A 17,850-nucleotide genomic window follows, 5' to 3' on the forward strand; every position below is an offset into this window, starting at 1 on the left:
CATTCAGTGGCTAAGTCAAAGGAATACACGCCACCGGTCATCGTTGCGGCGCAGCCAGAAATCCCGATCTCGCGCCTGGATACTCTCGGCCATCTGATGGCCTGCAACGATGCCTATGTGGCGCTCAGTGGTTACGCCCGAGAGGAGCTGCTGAACCAACCGCACGAACTGATCAATCATCCGCTGATGCCCAAGCGAGTCATTGATCGTATGTGGGAGACCTTGCGCAGCGGCGTGCCCTGGACAGCGCCCATGATGGGTCGCGATAAACAGGGCACGACGTTCTGGTGCAATCTCTATGTGGTGCCACTGCTGGAGGGCGGTCAGCTGAATGCGCTGGGTACGGCGTATCACCCGATGGACGCCGCCCAAAGCCTGCGAGCGGAAAAACTCTATCGACGCTTGAATGACGGCCACGGCCCACTGACTTTTGCCCGGCGCGTGCAGGAGCATGCCAGCACTCAGGGCATCGCCTGGCTGCTGGGGTTTGGTGTCACGGGCGCCATGGTTGTCGGACAGATCGACCTGGCACCCGGCCTTCTGGTGCTCGGCGGAGTATTCGCCGCGAGCTGGCAATGGCGAGCCAGACAACATGCGGACGTCCGCCGGATCATGGCCCGGCACGATCAGGTCTACAGCGACGCGTTGCTGGCCCCGCTTCAGGAAGGCAGCGCCAGCGTTGCCAACCGTTTTGACATGGCCCTTAACAGCCAGAACACGCGGATGCGCACGGTCATGTCGCGCATCCGGATCAACGGCGAGACCGTGCGTCAACGCGCGCAAGAATCGTCGACACTGGTGCAGACCCAATCCGGGCACCTGCAACGGCAACTTGAAGAAGCCGAGCAGTCCGCCGCGGCGGTCCATCAAATGAGTGCCACGATCCAAGAGCTGTCGCGCAACCTGCAACACGCGGCCGAAGCCACCCAAGCCGTCGACCGCCTGGCTCGCGATGGTGACCGGATGTCCGGGCAAAGCCAGCGTTCGATGACCGGCCTGTGCACCTCGGTCGAGGAAATTGGCCAAGCCGTCAGCCGCCTCGCGGAATCGATCGAATCAATCAGCGGCGTCGCGCATGTGATTCGCAGTATCGCCGAACAGACCAATTTGCTGGCGCTGAACGCGGCCATCGAAGCGGCACGCGCCGGCGAGACCGGACGCGGTTTCGCAGTGGTCGCCGATGAGGTACGCAGCCTCGCGACCCGCACCCGCGAATCCACTGAACAAATCCAGCGCTCCATCGAGCAGTTGCGTGAAGGCAGCGCCCTGGCCCTCGCCACAGCGCAACGCGGCGAATCGGCCGCGCGGGAGTCAAGCGAAGACGTATCGCAGGTCCAAACCGCGTTGCGGCGCATCTGCGAGGAAGTCGGACAGATCTCCGGCATGAGTTTGCAAATGGCCTCGGCCATCGAACAGCAAGGTCAAGTCGCGCAAGAGATCAACGGCCAGATTTCCCAGATCGTGAATTTGGCGCAAACCAGCAGCGATCAGTCCCGACGCAGTACCCAGATCGGCGAGGAGCTGCATCAACTGGCCAACTCCCAACTCGACCTGGCCCAGCGGTTTCTACAGGGCTGAACGATTCATCCTCATGCATCAGGCCTGACGTCGCAGGGTCTCGGAAGGCAGGCAGCCGTACTGTTTGCGGTACTGCATGGCGAAATGACCGAAGCTGGCGACAGCGTGACGCAACAGGATATCCGTCACGCTGTCGGTCGGGCCAGCCTGCTGCAGGGCTACGTGAACCAAAGCCAGCCGACGAGTGCGGACATAGTCGCTGGGGGTTTGCTGAAGAAACCGCGTGAAGCCATTTTGCAAGGTGCGGATCGACACGTCGCAGAACTGCGCCAGGCCCGCCAGCGCAATCGGTTCGGCCAGGTGCTGTTCGATGAAGTCGCGGGCCTTCTTGACGTGGTGAGGCATTGGTTGGCGCTGGTCTTGCAGCAGATCGACCGAATAATTGTGCGGCAACTGCGTCAGCAGCACCGACAGCAGATAGTCCGACAGGCTCCCGCCCATGGTCGAGGTCAGCAGCGTCTGGCTGGCGTCGCCATAGAGCTGGCAGATGTAATCCAGGGTGGTCCTTACCGTCGCCATGCCCTGATGCTCGGCGTCGACCTGAATGTCGAACAGCAACGGCTGACGCAAACGCCGGTTGAGCAACACTTGCAGCTGACGCTCGAGGGCTTGGCGATCGACGCGCAAAATCAGGTTGCGGCAGTCCTTGTCGATACGAATAAAACTGCGTTCAGAAGGCGAAGAAATGGTCAGCCCACCCTTGCGCAAAATCGCGCTCTGCTTGCCCAGGCTGACCATGCCGCTGCCTTCCAGGGTGACCCGAATCAGGTAGTAGCCACTGATATCCCCGGCGTCGATTTCCACCGGTGCACCGTAGTGCAGATCGAACAACGCCGAGCTGCCGAAAAACACGCCATACAGCTGCGATTGCAGGGCGCCGCCCTGCTGCATTTTCATCTGGTGGGGCTACAGGTAATGACTGACCCGATCCTTGACCTCGCCAAACCCGCCGGAACTCAGAAGGCAATGATGACGGAGCGAAGAGTGTTGATCGAACATGCTGAAGCACCTCCAGAAAATGACACTGTTACCCGCAGGCACGTCGATAATTTAGTGGAAATGGAAAGCAATTTTCACGCCACGCAAACGCTTTCTGCGCGCCCGGAACAGCCTCTGCGCCTGATGCATAGAGTCAAGGCAAACAAGGGCTTGAAGCTGGATGCGGCGGGTAATGTCCACGCGCCCAGCATGAAACAGGCATTCAAGTTCCTGACAGTGCACCGCAAGACCTTTTTCTGCCACTACCTGGGGTTTTCGTTCTACGCGATGACACTGTTCTGCATGCTCAGCTGGACCCCGGCCTTCTATATGCGCAAATTCGGCCTCGCCCCTAGCGATACCGGCTACATGCTCGGGATCGTGGTGCTGCTGGCCAATACCAGTGGCGTGTTTTGTGGCGGTTGGCTGATCGACTGGCTGGCGAAAAAAGGCTACAGCGATGCGCCGATCCGTGCGGGAGTCATCGGAGCGATCGGCATGGCCGTGCCCGCCATCGCGTTCACCAAGGTCAGCGAACTGTGGATGTCCGTGGCGTTGCTGGCACCGGCGATGTTCTTCGCTTCGTTCCCAATGCCGGCCTCGACCGCGGCCATGCAAATCCTGCCGCCGAATCAGATGCGAGCGCAGATCAGCGCGCTGTTCCTGCTGATTTCCAATCTGATCGGCCTGGGTCTTGGTACCACGCTGGTCGCGCTGCTCACCGACCGGCTATTCAAAAATCCGGCCATGGTCGGCTCATCGATTTCCCTGCTCAATGCCTTCGCCGTCGCACTCACCCTGCTCTTGCTGATCAAGGGGTGCCGCCACTTCCGTGAGAGCCTCAAACACGAAGGCCTGGCCTGACGTCCTCACCTGAGGCACGCTACGGCGTGTCTGCTGGTTTTTTGCCGCGGGCGGCGCGACAATGACGCCCGCTATCAAACCCGCTCACCTGAAAGACTACGCCAACCTTTATGACCACCCCGAAAAAGCGCCTGAGCCGATACAACCCCGCCAGCGAAGACTTCAAGAAGGAAGAGTTTCCCTTCTACTGGCTGGCTCGCCTGCACGGTCGCTACTCCATGGCCATGGAGAAAGCGCTGAAAAAAATCGATATGGACATACCGCGCTGGCGGATTCTGTTCATCCTCAAGGAAAATGGCGAGTCGAGCATTTCGGAAATCTCCATCCACGCCATCGCGAAGCTCTCGACCATCACCAAAATTGTCTATCGCATGAAAGCCGACGGCCTGGTAGAAACCAACACCAGCGCCAGCGACGGACGCGTGACTCAGGTCTCACTCACCGATGTCGGCCGCCATACCATTGAAGAAATCCAGCACGGCACCAGCGATATCTTCCGCACCAGTTTCAAAGGCCTGACCGAAGCCCAGATCACCAAACTGAACGGAACGCTGGAAAAAATATTCAATAACCTGCCGGAAGACTGACCCGCGACGACCGACGCGGTGGGCATTGGCGATAGTTTGCACGCCTTGAATAGCGGCCGTGTACAGCAGAAATCCGATGATTTAGATTTCTGCTTTTTTATAGGCACAGCATTCACCATCGATAGCTGATCCCTTTACAGGCAATCGCGCAGTGCGTGAATTACAGAGCGACCAAAGACATGACCTTGCAGTACTACTACGGCGACGGCGTCACCAAAGGCAAGGTCGACAGTCGCCTGAGCAGCGCGCAATTCACCTATCTGGTGACCGGCCCCACCTTCGCCGCCGGCCTGCAACAAGTCAGCGGCGACAGCGATGCAGTCTGATTGAGCCAGGGCGACGGCTCGACCGCCTGCTTCATGACTGAATCGATGATCGGCAAGTTCCAGCGCGCCGGGGAAACCACTTGGCTGGCTCGCCATAGCTATGACTTTGCGAAAGTCGGGATTCCCGGCCCGAGTTTCCTGGGCATGTACGAAAGCGACTCAAACATACGTACTCCCACTGGCGACAAAAGTGAGTGGGAACGTAACCTGACCGTGAGCTACGTGGTCCAGTAGGGCCCGCTGAAGGACCTGAGATTGCCCTGCGCCACGCCTCACTGCGCACCGGAGTGTCCACGCAACGGGACAGCGATGAACATCGCTTCTGAGGAGGCTCTTACCGCTGGATCGCGCTGCATTAGCGTGGTCGAAATCGTCGATCCAGCTCACTTATCAAGCTGGACCAAAGCCCTGCCCGGAACAAACACCGACCTTGGAATCAGCTGAGGATTCCACCCAGAGCCAGTCGTTTTGTAGGGGTAAAAACGACCAAAAATAAAAAAGGGTCGCGAGATAAAATCTCGCAACCCTTTGAATTATATGGTCGGGACGGAGTGATTCGAACACTCGACCCCTAGCACCCCATGCTAGTGCGCTACCTAGTCAACAGGCTTCATCCTATGTCACCACAGCCAATGTTTATGGGGCTGTCACCCGATTCCATGGGCCTTTCAGACCAAACCCGATTCACCACGACTCGTGGTGAATCAGACGCTTCCATGTGCCCTATGTGTGCCCTATTATTACCCCCACTGAACCCAAGGTGGCATTATGGCCAGCACAGCCCAGAAAATACCTAAACACACCAAACTCGCGGCCGACAAGTGCCGCGACGCTAAGCCGACACAAAAGCAATATGAACTTAATGACGCCGAGGTTGCCGGCTTGCAACTCCGAATCAACCCAGGTAATACCAAGACTTGGGTGCTGCGCTACAGAATTCGAGTGGGTGAGACCTGGAAGAATCGCCGAATGACGCTCGGCCAATTTCCAGAAGTAAGCGTCGCAGCGGCCCGCAAAGAAGCTGAAAACAAAAAAACCGATATTGACCGGGGGGCGGATCCGATGGGTGAGCGCCTGACCGAAGCGCTTCGTCGGGCGGAAGTTATTGAAACGAAAAAGCGCGAAGAAGCAGCCCGAGTGATCGTAGAGCAGTGCTTCGAACGCTGGATGAAGTCAGACAAACCCTTGAACCGACATGATGGAGGTGACGCGATCAGGGCTAACTTTGAGAACAATGTATTACCTTTATTAGGCCGTAAAGAAATGAAAGACGTGCGTCAAGCTGACGTACTCGCAGTGACCGACGCCATGCTGGCGCGCGGAGCGAACCGGCAGGCGCAAATCGCTTTTAGCGACATGAAACAATTCTTCCGCTTCGCAGTGGAACGCGAAATATTAACAAGCAGCCCAGCAGCAAACCTGAAAAAGGCAGACATCGGCAAAAAACCCATCCCCAGACATCGCGTTCTGCCCCCCCATCAAATCAGATCGCTTTATCAAAAAATGCAATCATGCAGCCTAAACCGCCCCACTCAAATCTGCTTCATGATCTGCCTCTCAACGCTTTGCCGTATCGGCGAGATTGGTGTTGCCAAATGGAAAGAGATCGATTGGTTAAAGAAAACGTGGACAATACCGGCAGACGTAGCAAAAAACAGACAATCTATAACCATCAATCTTTCGAAATTTGCGCTCGATCATTTTAACGAATTGCTGCAATACAACGGAGATAGCGAATGGTGCGTACCAAATTCCAAGCGTGACGGTCCAGTGCATGAGAAGACATTGACGAAGCACGCCCACGACCGTCAGCTCCCAGAAGGCCAGAAACCCTTGGAAGGACGCACGGTTCAAACTCGGTCGCTGGTAGTAGCCGATGAGAATTGGAAACCGCATGATCTTCGACGAAGCGGCTCAACACTCATCAAACAGCTAGGTTTCTCTACTGAGATCGCAGAGCTATGCCTAAACCACATCGTTCATGATGCGGTTCAAAAAGCGTACTTGCTCAATGACCCTCGCAAAGACATGAACCGCGCCTGGCGGGACTTGGGTAAGACCCTAGAGGTCATCGTCGGCAAAGATGGCGAGGCGTTCTTAAAAGCACTTGACGACGACTTCCATACTGATCCAGACGAAGAAATTGGCACTCTGGACCTCATGAAGCAATTTCACGCAAAATTACTGCTGATGCCCACCTAACTCCACCATTACGGCCTCAATTTCCCAAACAATCTGAAGTACAACGAGCTGACCATGGATAAAAGGGCCCTCAGCGTTGTATTGCTCTAATGCACAGAGCCACGATCAAATGATGCTTAGCATCGACCGCCGTCTGCATGTTATAGCCGACGACTCCAGTGCCTCGCGTCATCATGGATCGACCGTCCGGGTCGGTCAGTGAAACCTGTTTATCCGGCGCTTCGTTAAGCCGGGTTTCGATGACCTGAAGCTCTTTCATCTGAGCTTTTAGCTTGTTGATCTTCTCTTGCAGACGGGCAGCCTTGGGCCGTGAGATCGACGGTTCTTGCTGATCGGCTTCGTCGAGTTCCGTCAGATACCGGTTGATGCTTGATTCAATTTCTTCCATCCGCCGTTGCAGCTTGGCGCTTGTAAAATTGCGGTCGCGGTTATTAACCGCCTTGAACTTGCTGCCATCGATAGCGACCAGGCTTTCTTCGAATAATCCAAACTGCTGACACCGCACGACGAACTGGCGGCAGGCACCGGAAATGGCTTTGCCGTTATCTTTTCTGAAGTTCGCAATGGTCTTGAAGTCAGGCATCAAACGGCCGGTCAGCCACATCAGTTCGACGTTGCGCTGCGTCTCTCGCTCCAGGCGCCGGGTGGAGTGGATGCGGTTGAGATAGCCATAAATGTAGATCTTCAGCAGGATCTCGGGATGGTAAGCAGGTCGGCCTGTACTTGCTGGCATGACACCTTCAAAACCGAGCTTGCCCAGGTCGAGTTCGTTGACGAAGACATCGACTACACGCACCGGGTTGGTATCGGTCACGTAATCGTCGAGGCTTTCGGGGAGCAATGTACTTTGGCCCCGATGTTCACCTTGAATGAAGCGCTTCATGGGCGATCCCTGCGATGAAATCCTCAGAAATCATAGCAAGGGTTCGCGAAGGCGTTTTTACACAGCCTCGGCCAGTAGCGGACGCTCGCGACTAATTACTGTCATTCGTATGCTGCCGGTCGATTGCTCTTGTTGCCTGACGGCTGGGTCAGCCACTTTTCATAGCCAGGTGCGTTTACGCTCCCTTACGCTTCACATAAGCTCCAGCTGAGACGCGTCCGTCAGCTTCCCTCCGAGACCAAACCTCTACGCTCGACTTAGGTTGCCACTTCGTCCTCGCAAGACCAAGCTCAGTGGTGATGCTTTCCACTAAGTCTGAATCCCCTCCCATTACAAACCTATGGCAATCCTGGGCAACGGTCATGTTGTAGCGACGCAGTGCATCAACCTCGATATCGCTTCGGCCTATTCGTCCCAATGATCCCTCCGCCACAAGCGCACACGTTGATGTCAAAGGGAACAGGATCTGCGCATGGGGTGAGCCGTAGCCTATTGGTAGATTGCGAGTTGCGGTCGAAGTCGAGAACAGCACGATCGGCGAGTCCGATGTGAGAAAGCTTTGATCATTTCCGGCTGCATGTAGGACCATCCAGTCGCGCTCAAACAATTGTTTGGCCACGATGTGCCAAGTTTCCAAAGAGCGGAGAAATGCAAATTGCGGGTCCACCTTGACGTCTAGGTCATGGAACTCATCTCGAGCCATTTTTGAGACGTCTCTGGCTTGCTCCCGCAGTAACACATCATCGGCGCCGTCACCGTTCATTTTTCTGAGAATTTCAAGGGTTCGACGCTCGTCCGCCAAGATCAGGCGCGACCGCGCCTTTACAAATCCCGCATAGACGCTTCTCGCATCTGCGATAGAAGCCGGTGTTCGTACTGCCGAAAGACCAAGAAAGAGTGCAAAAGATTCGCGCTCAGCGGAGCTAATTCGGTCACCATTGGCCAGTGACTTCAAGATTGGCGCAGCCTCACTCTCGACGTGATCGAAAAGCTTCTCCAAGTCAAACCGCTTGCGGTCCTCCTTGTCTTGAAAGGTATACAGGTGTCCGACTTTCGCTACGTTCTCTGGTAGCTGTCGCTCTCGAATCTCATCTTTCATCCGATCAAAGACTGTCAGCACACCATCGGTGGAGAAGCCCTTCAAATAAAATTTCGGGACATAGTGCTGCTGTTTTGGACCTTCCAAATGCGGTTTCGATATCAGCTTTTCGAACTTGTCCATGTAGCGATGCTCTTCCTGACAGGCAGAACTCTAAGGTATATGAAATCGCACTCCACTTGACCACCCGTTTGCATTCGATTTGAGCAGTCATTTGCATGGCATCTGATCACCAGTTGCATCGGAATTGACCAGCACGCTTCGTAACCATGATTAGCAACGCGCTGCCCAATGCTGCGTGTTGCGGCAGTCAGCAATCGGCCGATTCTGTTGAAAAAGTCGGTTTTCTTAAACTGCCGAAAAATTAATCGGTGAAAGCGCCTTTTAGCACGCCGCTATGTGAAATCTTAGTCCGAATGCCTCTGCGAAAATTCTGGATTTCAATTTCAGGCGCTTACTTTTTTGCCATGGAAACTGAGGCCGACTTTTTCAACAGAATCGGCCAGAAGCAGCCGGTGGACGGAGCGATAGCAAATGAGTAGCTATGCTTGGTCTACTGCCGGAACTGATTAAGCAGATTGGACTTTCCGTCCATGGTGTATAAACCCCTTCAGCGGTCACCCGACTGTCACAATGCCCGGCCTAGTCAGGGATAAACGACAGAACAAGGAAGGTTATCCACCAAGCCCGTGAAGGCGTTATCACCCCACTTGGGGTCAATTTAGAGTTAGGCCCAAGAGGAGTCCGCCATGACCGTAGTCGATCGCCTCAGGTATTTGCGCGTCGTTCTAGTTTTGGCTGGCCTCGCGTGCCTTGCTCTCTACCCACTTATGTTGTTCTGGCCGTCCGGCTGGGCCTGGCACGTCGGTCACTCGGACTACCCGATGATGATCGTTGGCATCTACGCCACACTTGGCGTGTTCTTGATCCTGGCCGCACGTGATCCATTAGCCAATCTGAGCCTAATCTGGTTCACCGTGTGGTCTAGCGCCGTACACGGAGGAATCATGGCCGTCCAGGCGGTCACCCAGCCGGGGCAAATGGGGCACTTGGCAGGTGACGTGCCGGTGCTCTTCATCGTGACGGTTGCTTTGGCCATCTTGACGCCCCGCTCGCAATTGGCCGCTCGGCCCCGGACACACAATGGGGCCTAAGAGCAGGTTTGACTGTCAGGATCGGGACGAAAATCGCGTTTCTACGCAATTTTTTGGTCTGCTGATCAACCAAGCGCCGACAGATTTTACGTAGCAACGCAGTCTTCAAGACTGTGCCCGCGTTTTTTCACAGCCAGGGGTGTTTTCTGCCTGTCACGACTGACCGGTTTGGGTCGATTCTGTTGAAAAAGTCGGCCTCAATTTCTGCGGCAGAAAAGTACGCGTCGGAGATTGAAATCTTGAATCTTCGCAGAGGTTTTCAGGCTGAGATTTCGCGTAGCAGCGAGCTAAAAAGCTCTTTCATCAACCAATCTTCCGGCAGTTTAAGAAAACCGACTTTTTCAACAGAATCGGTCGGTTGCCGTCCTTCGCGACAGGAAAAAAACGCCCAAACAGACTGTGTGAAAACCTAGCAATCCGCACAAGGCTCAACGAAAATGCTCCGTACCGAAAGATATGGGGCATTTTTCGTTATGGCCTACATTCAAGGCGAGTCGCGCAGCCAGACCAGCTTGTTTCCGGTCTCGCTGGAGGAATTGATCCCTGCGGATCACCTTGTCCGGGTCATCGACCTGTACGTGAGCAAGCTGGATCTCATACAGCTGGGGTTTGATAAAGCGCGACCTAAAGGCACCGGTCGCCCGTCTTATGATCCTGCCGATCAGCTCAAGCTCTATCTCTACGGCTACTTCCAGCGGATCCGCTCATCGCGCCGACTCGAAGCCGAGTGCCAGCGCAATATCGAAGTCATGTGGCTAATCAATCGGCTCAAGCCCGACTTCAAGACTATCGCCGACTTCCGAAAAGATAACAAACCTGCCTTCGTGGCGACGTGCCGTGCCTTCGTTCGGTTTTGTCGAACGGCTGGTCTGATTGCAGGAGAACTGGTCGCCATCGACGGCAGCAAGTTCCAGGCGGTCGCTTCTGCACGGCGGCATCTGAATCTAAAGCAGCTCAAGCGCCAAGAGGAGAAGTTGGATAAACGCATTGCCCAGTATCTGGCAGAACTGGATGAAGCCGATAAAGCCGACGTTTCTGAAGTGATTGATCGCAGTGCGGTCAAGACCGCACTGGCGAAGCTTGAAGTTCGCAAGCAGGACAATCAGAGCTGCCAGGTGCTGATGAATGCCCTTGGCGTGGAGCAGTTCAACACACACGAAAGCGATGCCCGAATGATGCGCACGCCAAAAGGCGCTCGCGTCGCCTACAACATACAGACGGCTGTGGACGCCGAGCATTGCCTGATTTTGCATCACGAGGTCACTCAGGACAGTGATGACCGCAAGCAGTTGGAGCCGATGGCCAAAGCCGCCAAAGAGCAACTACAGCAGGAAGAATTAACGGTTACCGCTGATGCCGGCTACTCCAACGGCAAGCAGTTCCAGGCTTGCGAGGATGCTTCGATTACCAGTTATGTGCCGGTTCAGCGCTCTCTCAACCCATGTGATCAGGAGTTCTTCGCACGCGATGATTTTGCCTACGATGCCACGCAAGACCGCTATCAATGCCCTGCGGGCAAATGGCTAACGCTCAAACAGTTGAACAAGGGCGACCGCATCTACCAGGCCGCCATCAGTGATTGCGCGGTCTGCCCGTTAAAATCCCGATGCACCAAGGCGCAACGCCGCCATGTCATGCGGCATGCCCATGAAGAGGCGTTCGAACGAATGGAAAAAAGGATGCTCGCGCATCCGGAAATGATGATTAGCCGAAGATCCATCGTTGAGCACCCCTTCGGAAATCTGAAACAGTGGTTGTTTGGCAATGGCCGCTTCCTGTTGCGCCAGTTGGAGGGCGCGCGAGCGGAAATGGCACTGGCCGTGAACGCTTACAACCTGAAAAGAGCCATTAGCGTGCTGGGTGCACGCCGGATGATGGAACTGATGGCCTGAAAAGGCTTTTTCGCCTGCTGACGATATAAAAGGAAACGCCCCGACAAGTCGGGGCGTTTCTTTTAGCCTCGGGAAACTGCGTTTTCACACAGTCTGCAAAAGCGGCCGGTCTTGGAGGCCCAAAGTGACAGACGACCGAGCTTGATGTTCGCATCTAGTACATATTTGCGTAACCAATGCGAAGAGCCTGAAGCTGTGCACCAATCACGCCGCTGTCATGCTCCTGAACACATTTTCCCTGTGCCACGCTAGGTACACGTGATGCCTAGGCGTCATCTTCCTTAGTAGTAACCCCCGCCTAAGGTGCAGGCTATCGGCGCTGGAGTTATCCAATTGTGGGCTCAACATCACATTGCCGTAGTCGTCGAAGCTGATGAGTCCCTGATCAAAAGCCAAGTCAAGATTAGGTGCCAGCAATAACCCATTGTAGGGGTCAAGCCGCTCCTCGGCATTGGCGCAACGCCATGGTTTGATGTGTGAGGCACGCAGCATATCGGGCATCATGCAGCCGGTTACCGCACAGCCCTCCCAATAAGCAAGCAAGGCTTCTCTGTAGGCACCTTGACCGATCCTGGCTTTGATAAGGGCATCACGCTCGGTATCATTATGAGCGGAATCATCCAGGCTGTAGGGTAACGCGACTGTCGCAGTTGGCTTGAATCCATCGGCAACCGTGGCCTGCGTCGCTGCATGTATCACCTTAGCGAGCAAGTCTTGAAGCACTTGGGTATGTTGCAGCCCAAGATCGATACCGTAGTGAATTTCTTGTTCTCCCCTATGCTTCCGCTTAGGGAAGCCGCCCATGTCCGCATTGTGGTAAAAGCGATCTCTACCTCCAATTACCCCGGCTAATTGCAGCCATTCTTCCAAGTGTGCTTCAAAACGCGGATGCACCACTAACGGTGTTCGTTGATGCGGATTTTCACTGGAACTGAGCTTAACGAATACCGTCTCGTTGGATGTTGGATGTAAAAATCGCGCAACCTTTTTGATAGGTGGCACAGGTTGTGTAAAGCCTGCTTGCGTTAGCCCCAAGACCACTTCATCGATGCTCAATACTTGAGGTGCGCGAAAAATTGGAGCGCGGTTAGCTTTTATGGTCCCGCCGCTAATTGTGCTGCCCACTGTAGGGAGCCAACCCAGTTGCTCAAGAGCGTCACGTAGCGGAGTGTGCATATGGGCCAAACGTTTTTTGGAATCTGGCCCATCCTCAAAGCTAGCAAGGGTGTAAACCCACCATGCAGGTTTCGCGAGACCTAGTGCCTGAGTAAGCCTTTTTCCTAATGCTCCGTACTGACTGTTGGCAACCTGAAACCCTTCTCCATCGGCCAAGCTTGCTAACTCGGTCATATTCAGGATCTGTCCTGGGGCAAGGGCGTGACCAATTAGCATCTGTTTCTGTTTGAAAGTGATGTCTGCTTCAATCTCCCGCAAGGCCTGAGCATACTGCTCGACGCTAGCCGGACTATCGTTGATTCTGCCATCCTCAGATTCGTACTCGGCCGTACCTTTCGCCAAGAACGCCCGCCACTGTTCCTTATTATTCAATTCCATCTCTTAAAACTCCCAATTTCGAAAATTGAACATCTTGCATCGTGCATCGTCTGATATTCCTCCGTATGGCGGATCAGCTCCATTCCGAGTCCAGACGAAAATTCTGGGGTTATGAGATGCTAGTTTCCTCGGCACGGCTGAAAAGCTTAGCAGTGACGAGAAAAATCTGTGTATTGATAGCCGCTCTCGAACGACTGCTTTGTGGAGTGATTCTGTTGAAAAAGTCGGCCTTGGTTACCATGGCAGAAAAGTACACGTCTGAGATTCAAATCCTGAATCTTCGCAGAGGTTTCCAGGCTCGGATTTCACGTAGCGGTGTGCTAATCAGGCGCTTTTACTGATCAATGCTCCGGCCGTTTGGGAAAACCGACTTTTTCAACACAATCGGCCAAAAGCAGTCGCTCGAAAGAGACCGCTCGTGACCAAGATCAAACACGGATGACGTCTATACAACTGGTGGCGATTCAGAGCTCCACAGAGTTATATAGGCGACTGAGCGAGCGACGGGCTCATTGGTCGCAGCAACTCTTACTTAAGTAGTAATTGTTTTCCTGAGCGTGAAAGAAAGTATGCGGTATCTGGGTTAAATTGCAATATATCGACCTTTAATAGTTTCTTTTCCATAGTTATCAACCTCGAGTCGCCGAAGTGGCACGCTCTACCGCCAATCAATCAGGTAGGCAGGTGCCGTAGCGGTTGATTAGCGCCAGCTTGAAGCTTTCAACATTGGTCTTGTGCTCAATTAGCAGGCCATAGATATAGCAACCGGCTACTGGCCCAAATGTGTACGCAGACAAGTCCTGTTCGCCATACACGTAGTCAACATACTGTTTGATTTCGGCGTCCTGCATCTCGCCCAGTTCCAGCATCAGGTCCACTCTGCCCGGGCGAATTACTGCCGGGTCGAGTCTCTCCATATGGTTGGTGGTAAAAACCAGGAGGGTGTTGTCCAAAGGGATGACCCCATCGAACGCATTGAGCACACCCGTCAGGCTCAGCGGCTCGTAGCCGGATGGCTTGTCGCGTGGGCGAACCTCTGCGTCCGGCGCGACATGCTCGTTGGAGTGTTGATCAACCCGTTTTTGCACTGCGGCACTCGAATCCAGGTCTTCCAGCAGAATCAAGTTGCCTTTGGGTACTTGACCCAGCGCGTGCTCCAATGAGTCATCGCTCAGTTGATTGATATTCATCTTGTAGATATTCACCCCATAGTGACCAGCGAGGGCTTTGACCAAGCTGGTCTTGCCGGTGCCGGGTACGCCATGCAAAAGGATGCAGATCTTGTGTGGCAAGCCGCGCTGAACATACCAGGCGCGCATACTGTAGAAATCATCCACTGCTTTCAGCAGCGTTTTAAGAGTGGTCGGAGCGATAACCACCGATTCCAGTGGGCGGTCGTTGATGATTGCGCTGCGGCTCCAGCCATGCTCCTTCAGAGAATAGATTTCAGTCGTGCCTTGTACTTTTGGTGTGGGTTTGAAGCTGGCGATCAGTGCCTCGATAGGTGCTCGGCTTCGCCCGTAAGTGAAGATTTCCACTGACTCCTTGTTGCTTTCCGAGCCGCTACTTTCCAGTGCCGACTTATAGAACCAGAAGAACCGATGGTTGAACCATAAAAAGTGCAGACCGTAACCGGGCCCAATGACCAACTGGTCGGATTCGTTGGTATCGGCTTCCACTGAAAGTTTGCGAGACCATTTCGAACTAGGCAAGCGCGTGTACCAGCTGAGGAAGCTGAGAAACACTATGCGGTTTGCCCAGTGCCCGGCATTGTGCATGGTCACGCTGGTGGTCAATTGAATTTTGCAGAATTGCAGAAACGCGGCGGGTGCGCGTCGCAGAATGAGGCCCACCCCACCCAGTACCGATAAGGTGATCAACGGCGCCAGAATGGGGTTTTCTTTTGTTGCCGAGATCATATTCAGGTATGCGATTGATATAGCGTCTAGCATAAGTTCCCTATGCATGAGTGAGTTTACGTGGTGGCCGTTTGGCTGAGATTGATACGTATTTATTCGCAGGAAATATTTGCGCTATTTCAACGGCTCAATATTTCGCCAGCGCCTGATAGCCTTCTAAGTTGGTGAAGCCCTGATGAGTTGCTTGGATATCCAGTGCGATTGAATCGATCTGGAGTATCTGCTCCCAAGTCAACCGATGGTGGTCATGCAAATCATGGAACGACCAACAGATACGCTCATTTTTAAGGCCGTCTATTCCCTCCACACCGTCATTCCAGTTGAAATATAGCCTTTCGAAAATATAGGCAGCCCGTTCAGCGGTAGGATTCAGGAAGTACCACTTGAGTGGTGGCATTGCCATGAAACCAGTCTGAAGCACAAGGCCGTCACAGCTTTCTGATTCGTCCCGCTCCTCTGCCATCGTCAATGTTCGGTAGTACCTGATGGAACTCTCTAACTCGAAATCCTGGCCCTGCTCCCAGTCGACTATGCCGCCAGTGAGTTCTTTGTAATGTTCTACCAAGTGCCTGGCGCGCTGAACGCAGCGGTACTCCAACTGCGAAAGGTGCCGATTCAGGGCGATCAATTGGTTAGTCTGATGCTGATTGAAGGTTGGATAGGAACGTCTCATAAGGCCTCCGTATGACGATGCCCATCATCGGCTTGAAGGACGGTTGTTCGAGTCGCGATCGAGTGCGACGCATTTCGTCTCACCTTCATGGAAAATAGGGCAGACGCTATCGCCTGTCCCCGACGACATAGGAAATGCCGTGCCAGCCAATCCAGGAAGAAATACCCTGAGCTGCCAATGGGAGCTGTTGAGGTTGCTGCGCACTTCGGGCAGCGGCGCCAAGCAAGGTGGTTGCAACGGGACTGCCGCCGATGGCGCCTAAGTAATCCAGTGCTGCGCTAGGTCTGTCCGCGTTCAGGAACCAAGGATTTACTATAAATGCCGTTCTTAGCAACCAGCTGAGTACAGCCGACACGCTCTGATCGGGCATTTTAGCGATTCACGTGTCTCGATGGATTGCCTCGATCAGAACTCTGCGGACGGGGCGCACGGCACGCTCGGCGTCCTTGAAAGCGTCGTGCTGGAGGCCATCGCTGAAGTCCATGAGGTAGGCGGTGTTGGCTGAGAATTCCGTACTCGACACATACCAGCCAGTACCGAACGCCTCCTCTCCACCCTCTTGGAAAGCCATCAGGGTTGTTTGCGCAGGAGATATCTTGCTGTACAGGTAGCCCGCCGGAACGCTCGAAGGATTATCGCCATCACACCAGGAGCAGTAGTTCTCTTGGGCGGTTGGCTTGAGGTGCCGGTACTGCAACTCTTGAACGTCTCGCGCCGGGATACCCCAGTCAGCGCACCCGTCGATCACCAGCGCCGTCACTTTTTTCGCCAGTTTGCTACCGGCCTTGGCGTATGCCTCAGTGTTGGCCCTGCTGTCGGTATAGCTGCGAGCGCCGGGAACGTCTACGCCATAGCATCCGATGGCACCCTTCAGCTCGAAGGCTTTCGGCGCCTGAATGTTTCTGTAGAGCTTTCCGTCTTCGTGAGTGATGCCAATAAAGAAGCCGTCGTCGTAGGGCTGGCCAATTAAGAGATCGATTTGCACAATAGCTGCCAATGTGTTCATGGGGGCTTCCTATTTTTTTGGAAACAATGCTTGTAAGCGGTATGAGTACGGGATTCCGGTCTTGTGTCACTAAATCGGTTGCCCGTTATGCGACGCCATCAGCGCTATATCACTTGTCCGTTGCGTGGGTAGATATGACAGAGGTTAACTTCGTGACTAATCACACATTTGCGCTATAACGCTTTTTCAGACCTGAACCCTTTCGTCAGTAGTTGTGGTAGTACGTCACTTGCTCGCCCATCTAGCCAAAACTCGCGCGCACTTCGGACACACTTGGCGTCTGGATTGATATGCACCACCGTCGCTCCCGCCCGCCAGGCAATATCTGGTATTTGTGCTGCGGGTTCGACTACTCCTGATGTACCAACAGATAGCAGCACGTCGCAGTCCTTCGTTGCGGCAAAGGACTGCGCGAGGGCCTCGGCTGGGAGACTCTCTCCGAACCACACTACGCCAGGGCGTAGCTTGCCACCGCAATAACTGCATCGCGGCGGCTCCAAGTGCCGACCATGTATTGGCTCATTAGGTGGCGGTAAGGGGGCGACAGCGAACTTGGCGCAGGCAAAACATCGTGGCTTGTTTAAACTCCCGTGCAGATGGATTACCTCAATACTGCCAGCACGCTCATGCAGGTCGTCTACGTTCTGTGTGACTAATGTTAACTTTGGCACTATGGTGGATAGTTCTGCGATTGCCCGATGCGCCGCATTGGGTCGCGCGTTGCACACTAACATTCGCCTCCACTCATACCAGCCCCATACCAGTGCCGGATCACGCTTGAACGCTTCGCGCGTGGCTAAGGCGGCGGGGTCGAAGCGTGCCCACAAACCAACTAACGCATCACGGAACGTCGGAATTCCGCTTTCCGCAGAAATGCCGGCGCCGGTAAACACACAGACATGCCTAGCGTTTTTTAATGTATCGAGCAAGCGCTGATCAAATTGCACCGGGATACCTCGGTTTTTTCTTCGTGCCAATACCAGATAGATACGCCTCAGTGCAGGACTATGCAAAGAGCACCTATCGTCAAGAACCCGGCCAATGATCCGGATAGTCAGAGTAACTAAAGGAGTGCGTGGCACTGGTTTTAGCCGCCACATCGGGGTTACTGCGGAATAGTTGGAAAGCCGCCGCA

15 protein-coding genes, 1 tRNA gene and 1 pseudogene are annotated in these 17,850 nt (G+C 54.3%); 8 read left to right on the top strand and 9 right to left on the bottom strand.

Features of this window, described 5'->3' with window-relative positions; translation table 11 throughout:
• Positions 1 to 6 precede the first annotated feature (6 nt).
• Positions 7 to 1,578, top strand: a complete 1,572-nt coding sequence (locus ACVBEG_RS13455; protein WP_322216865.1) for a methyl-accepting chemotaxis protein — start codon at positions 7 to 9, stop codon at positions 1,576 to 1,578.
• An 18-nt stretch (positions 1,579 to 1,596) separates the two neighbouring features.
• Here the strand turns inward: ACVBEG_RS13455 and ACVBEG_RS13460 are convergent, their stop codons facing one another.
• Positions 1,597 to 2,475 (bottom strand): AraC family transcriptional regulator, encoded by an 879-nt coding sequence (locus tag ACVBEG_RS13460; RefSeq protein ID WP_447107838.1) that lies wholly within the window; start codon positions 2,473 to 2,475, stop codon positions 1,597 to 1,599.
• A gap of 87 nt (positions 2,476 to 2,562) precedes the next feature.
• Between ACVBEG_RS13460 and ACVBEG_RS13465 the strand changes: the two genes are divergently transcribed.
• The 4 genes from ACVBEG_RS13465 (at position 2,563) to ACVBEG_RS13480 (ending at position 4,567) form a co-directional block, all read left to right on the top strand.
• On the top strand, positions 2,563 to 3,420 hold the full coding sequence (locus tag ACVBEG_RS13465) for an MFS transporter (protein WP_322178792.1): 858 nt from the start codon (positions 2,563 to 2,565) through the stop codon (positions 3,418 to 3,420).
• Between the two features lie 110 nt (positions 3,421 to 3,530).
• Complete coding sequence (locus ACVBEG_RS13470) at positions 3,531 to 4,007, top strand: MarR family winged helix-turn-helix transcriptional regulator (protein WP_084317873.1); 477 nt, start codon at positions 3,531 to 3,533, stop codon at positions 4,005 to 4,007.
• Between the two features lie 155 nt (positions 4,008 to 4,162).
• Positions 4,163 to 4,333 (top strand): hypothetical protein, encoded by a 171-nt coding sequence (locus ACVBEG_RS13475; protein WP_447107839.1) that lies wholly within the window; start codon positions 4,163 to 4,165, stop codon positions 4,331 to 4,333.
• Between the two features lie 33 nt (positions 4,334 to 4,366).
• Positions 4,367 to 4,567: an OprD family outer membrane porin gene (locus tag ACVBEG_RS13480; protein ID WP_443690878.1), complete on the top strand. Its 201-nt coding sequence runs from the start codon at positions 4,367 to 4,369 to the stop codon at positions 4,565 to 4,567.
• A 304-nt stretch (positions 4,568 to 4,871) separates the two neighbouring features.
• Here ACVBEG_RS13480 and ACVBEG_RS13485 read toward each other — a convergent pair.
• A tRNA-Pro gene (locus ACVBEG_RS13485) sits at positions 4,872 to 4,951 on the bottom strand.
• 150 nt (positions 4,952 to 5,101) lie between these two features.
• On the opposite strand from ACVBEG_RS13485, the gene ACVBEG_RS13490 reads away from it, so the two are divergent.
• A complete protein-coding gene (locus tag ACVBEG_RS13490; RefSeq protein ID WP_447107840.1) occupies positions 5,102 to 6,535 on the top strand; it encodes a tyrosine-type recombinase/integrase in 1,434 nt (477 codons plus the stop codon).
• 97 nt (positions 6,536 to 6,632) lie between these two features.
• Here the strand turns inward: ACVBEG_RS13490 and ACVBEG_RS13495 are convergent.
• Both ACVBEG_RS13495 and ACVBEG_RS13500 read right to left on the bottom strand, forming a co-directional pair.
• Positions 6,633 to 7,418, bottom strand: a pseudogene (locus tag ACVBEG_RS13495) (transposase); the annotation flags it as partial.
• A 175-nt stretch (positions 7,419 to 7,593) separates the two neighbouring features.
• Positions 7,594 to 8,640 carry a DUF4238 domain-containing protein gene (locus tag ACVBEG_RS13500; protein WP_447107841.1) on the bottom strand — a complete coding sequence of 349 codons (1,047 nt, stop codon included), beginning with the start codon at positions 8,638 to 8,640 and terminating at the stop codon, positions 7,594 to 7,596.
• A 626-nt stretch (positions 8,641 to 9,266) separates the two neighbouring features.
• On the opposite strand from ACVBEG_RS13500, the gene ACVBEG_RS13505 reads away from it, so the two are divergent.
• On the top strand, positions 9,267 to 9,671 hold the full coding sequence (locus tag ACVBEG_RS13505) for a DUF6632 domain-containing protein (protein WP_447107842.1): 405 nt from the start codon (positions 9,267 to 9,269) through the stop codon (positions 9,669 to 9,671).
• A gap of 473 nt (positions 9,672 to 10,144) precedes the next feature.
• Positions 10,145 to 11,563: an IS1182 family transposase gene (locus ACVBEG_RS13510; protein ID WP_447107843.1), complete on the top strand. Its 1,419-nt coding sequence runs from the start codon at positions 10,145 to 10,147 to the stop codon at positions 11,561 to 11,563.
• A gap of 204 nt (positions 11,564 to 11,767) precedes the next feature.
• Here the strand turns inward: ACVBEG_RS13510 and ACVBEG_RS13515 are convergent, their stop codons facing one another.
• The 5 genes from ACVBEG_RS13515 to ACVBEG_RS13535 all read right to left on the bottom strand — a co-directional run bounded on the left by ACVBEG_RS13515 (position 11,768) and on the right by ACVBEG_RS13535 (position 17,662).
• Positions 11,768 to 13,117, bottom strand: a complete 1,350-nt coding sequence (locus ACVBEG_RS13515; protein WP_447107844.1) for an HNH endonuclease — start codon at positions 13,115 to 13,117, stop codon at positions 11,768 to 11,770.
• Positions 13,118 to 13,785: 668 nt separating this feature from the next.
• On the bottom strand, positions 13,786 to 15,036 hold the full coding sequence (locus ACVBEG_RS13520) for an AAA family ATPase (RefSeq protein WP_447107845.1): 1,251 nt from the start codon (positions 15,034 to 15,036) through the stop codon (positions 13,786 to 13,788).
• 127 nt (positions 15,037 to 15,163) lie between these two features.
• Complete coding sequence (locus tag ACVBEG_RS13525; protein WP_447107846.1) at positions 15,164 to 15,709, bottom strand: hypothetical protein; 546 nt, start codon at positions 15,707 to 15,709, stop codon at positions 15,164 to 15,166.
• Between the two features lie 379 nt (positions 15,710 to 16,088).
• Positions 16,089 to 16,715 carry a DUF1566 domain-containing protein gene (locus tag ACVBEG_RS13530; RefSeq protein WP_447107847.1) on the bottom strand — a complete coding sequence of 209 codons (627 nt, stop codon included), beginning with the start codon at positions 16,713 to 16,715 and terminating at the stop codon, positions 16,089 to 16,091.
• A 173-nt stretch (positions 16,716 to 16,888) separates the two neighbouring features.
• Positions 16,889 to 17,662, bottom strand: coding sequence for an SIR2 family NAD-dependent protein deacylase (locus ACVBEG_RS13535; RefSeq protein ID WP_447108461.1), 774 nt, complete (start codon positions 17,660 to 17,662; stop codon positions 16,889 to 16,891).
• Between the last annotated feature and the right edge of the window lie 188 nt (positions 17,663 to 17,850).

This window comes from Pseudomonas sp. GG8 (genome assembly GCF_052976945.1).

What these genes read in the sequence shown, in the direction of transcription:
- ACVBEG_RS13510 (WP_447107843.1), top strand. Translation starts at nt 10,145, where the DNA reads ATGGCCTACATTCAAGGCGAGTCGCGCAGCCAGACCAGCTTGTTTCCG.
- ACVBEG_RS13520 (WP_447107845.1), bottom strand. Translation starts at nt 15,036, where the DNA reads ATGATCTCGGCAACAAAAGAAAACCCCATTCTGGCGCCGTTGATCACC.
- ACVBEG_RS13525 (WP_447107846.1), bottom strand. Translation starts at nt 15,709, where the DNA reads ATGAGACGTTCCTATCCAACCTTCAATCAGCATCAGACTAACCAATTG.
- ACVBEG_RS13480 (WP_443690878.1), top strand. Translation starts at nt 4,367, where the DNA reads ATGACTGAATCGATGATCGGCAAGTTCCAGCGCGCCGGGGAAACCACT.
- ACVBEG_RS13460 (WP_447107838.1), bottom strand. Translation starts at nt 2,475, where the DNA reads ATGAAAATGCAGCAGGGCGGCGCCCTGCAATCGCAGCTGTATGGCGTG.
- ACVBEG_RS13500 (WP_447107841.1), bottom strand. Translation starts at nt 8,640, where the DNA reads ATGGACAAGTTCGAAAAGCTGATATCGAAACCGCATTTGGAAGGTCCA.
- ACVBEG_RS13515 (WP_447107844.1), bottom strand. Translation starts at nt 13,117, where the DNA reads ATGGAATTGAATAATAAGGAACAGTGGCGGGCGTTCTTGGCGAAAGGT.
- ACVBEG_RS13505 (WP_447107842.1), top strand. Translation starts at nt 9,267, where the DNA reads ATGACCGTAGTCGATCGCCTCAGGTATTTGCGCGTCGTTCTAGTTTTG.
- ACVBEG_RS13530 (WP_447107847.1), bottom strand. Translation starts at nt 16,715, where the DNA reads ATGAACACATTGGCAGCTATTGTGCAAATCGATCTCTTAATTGGCCAG.
- ACVBEG_RS13470 (WP_084317873.1), top strand. Translation starts at nt 3,531, where the DNA reads ATGACCACCCCGAAAAAGCGCCTGAGCCGATACAACCCCGCCAGCGAA.
- ACVBEG_RS13490 (WP_447107840.1), top strand. Translation starts at nt 5,102, where the DNA reads ATGGCCAGCACAGCCCAGAAAATACCTAAACACACCAAACTCGCGGCC.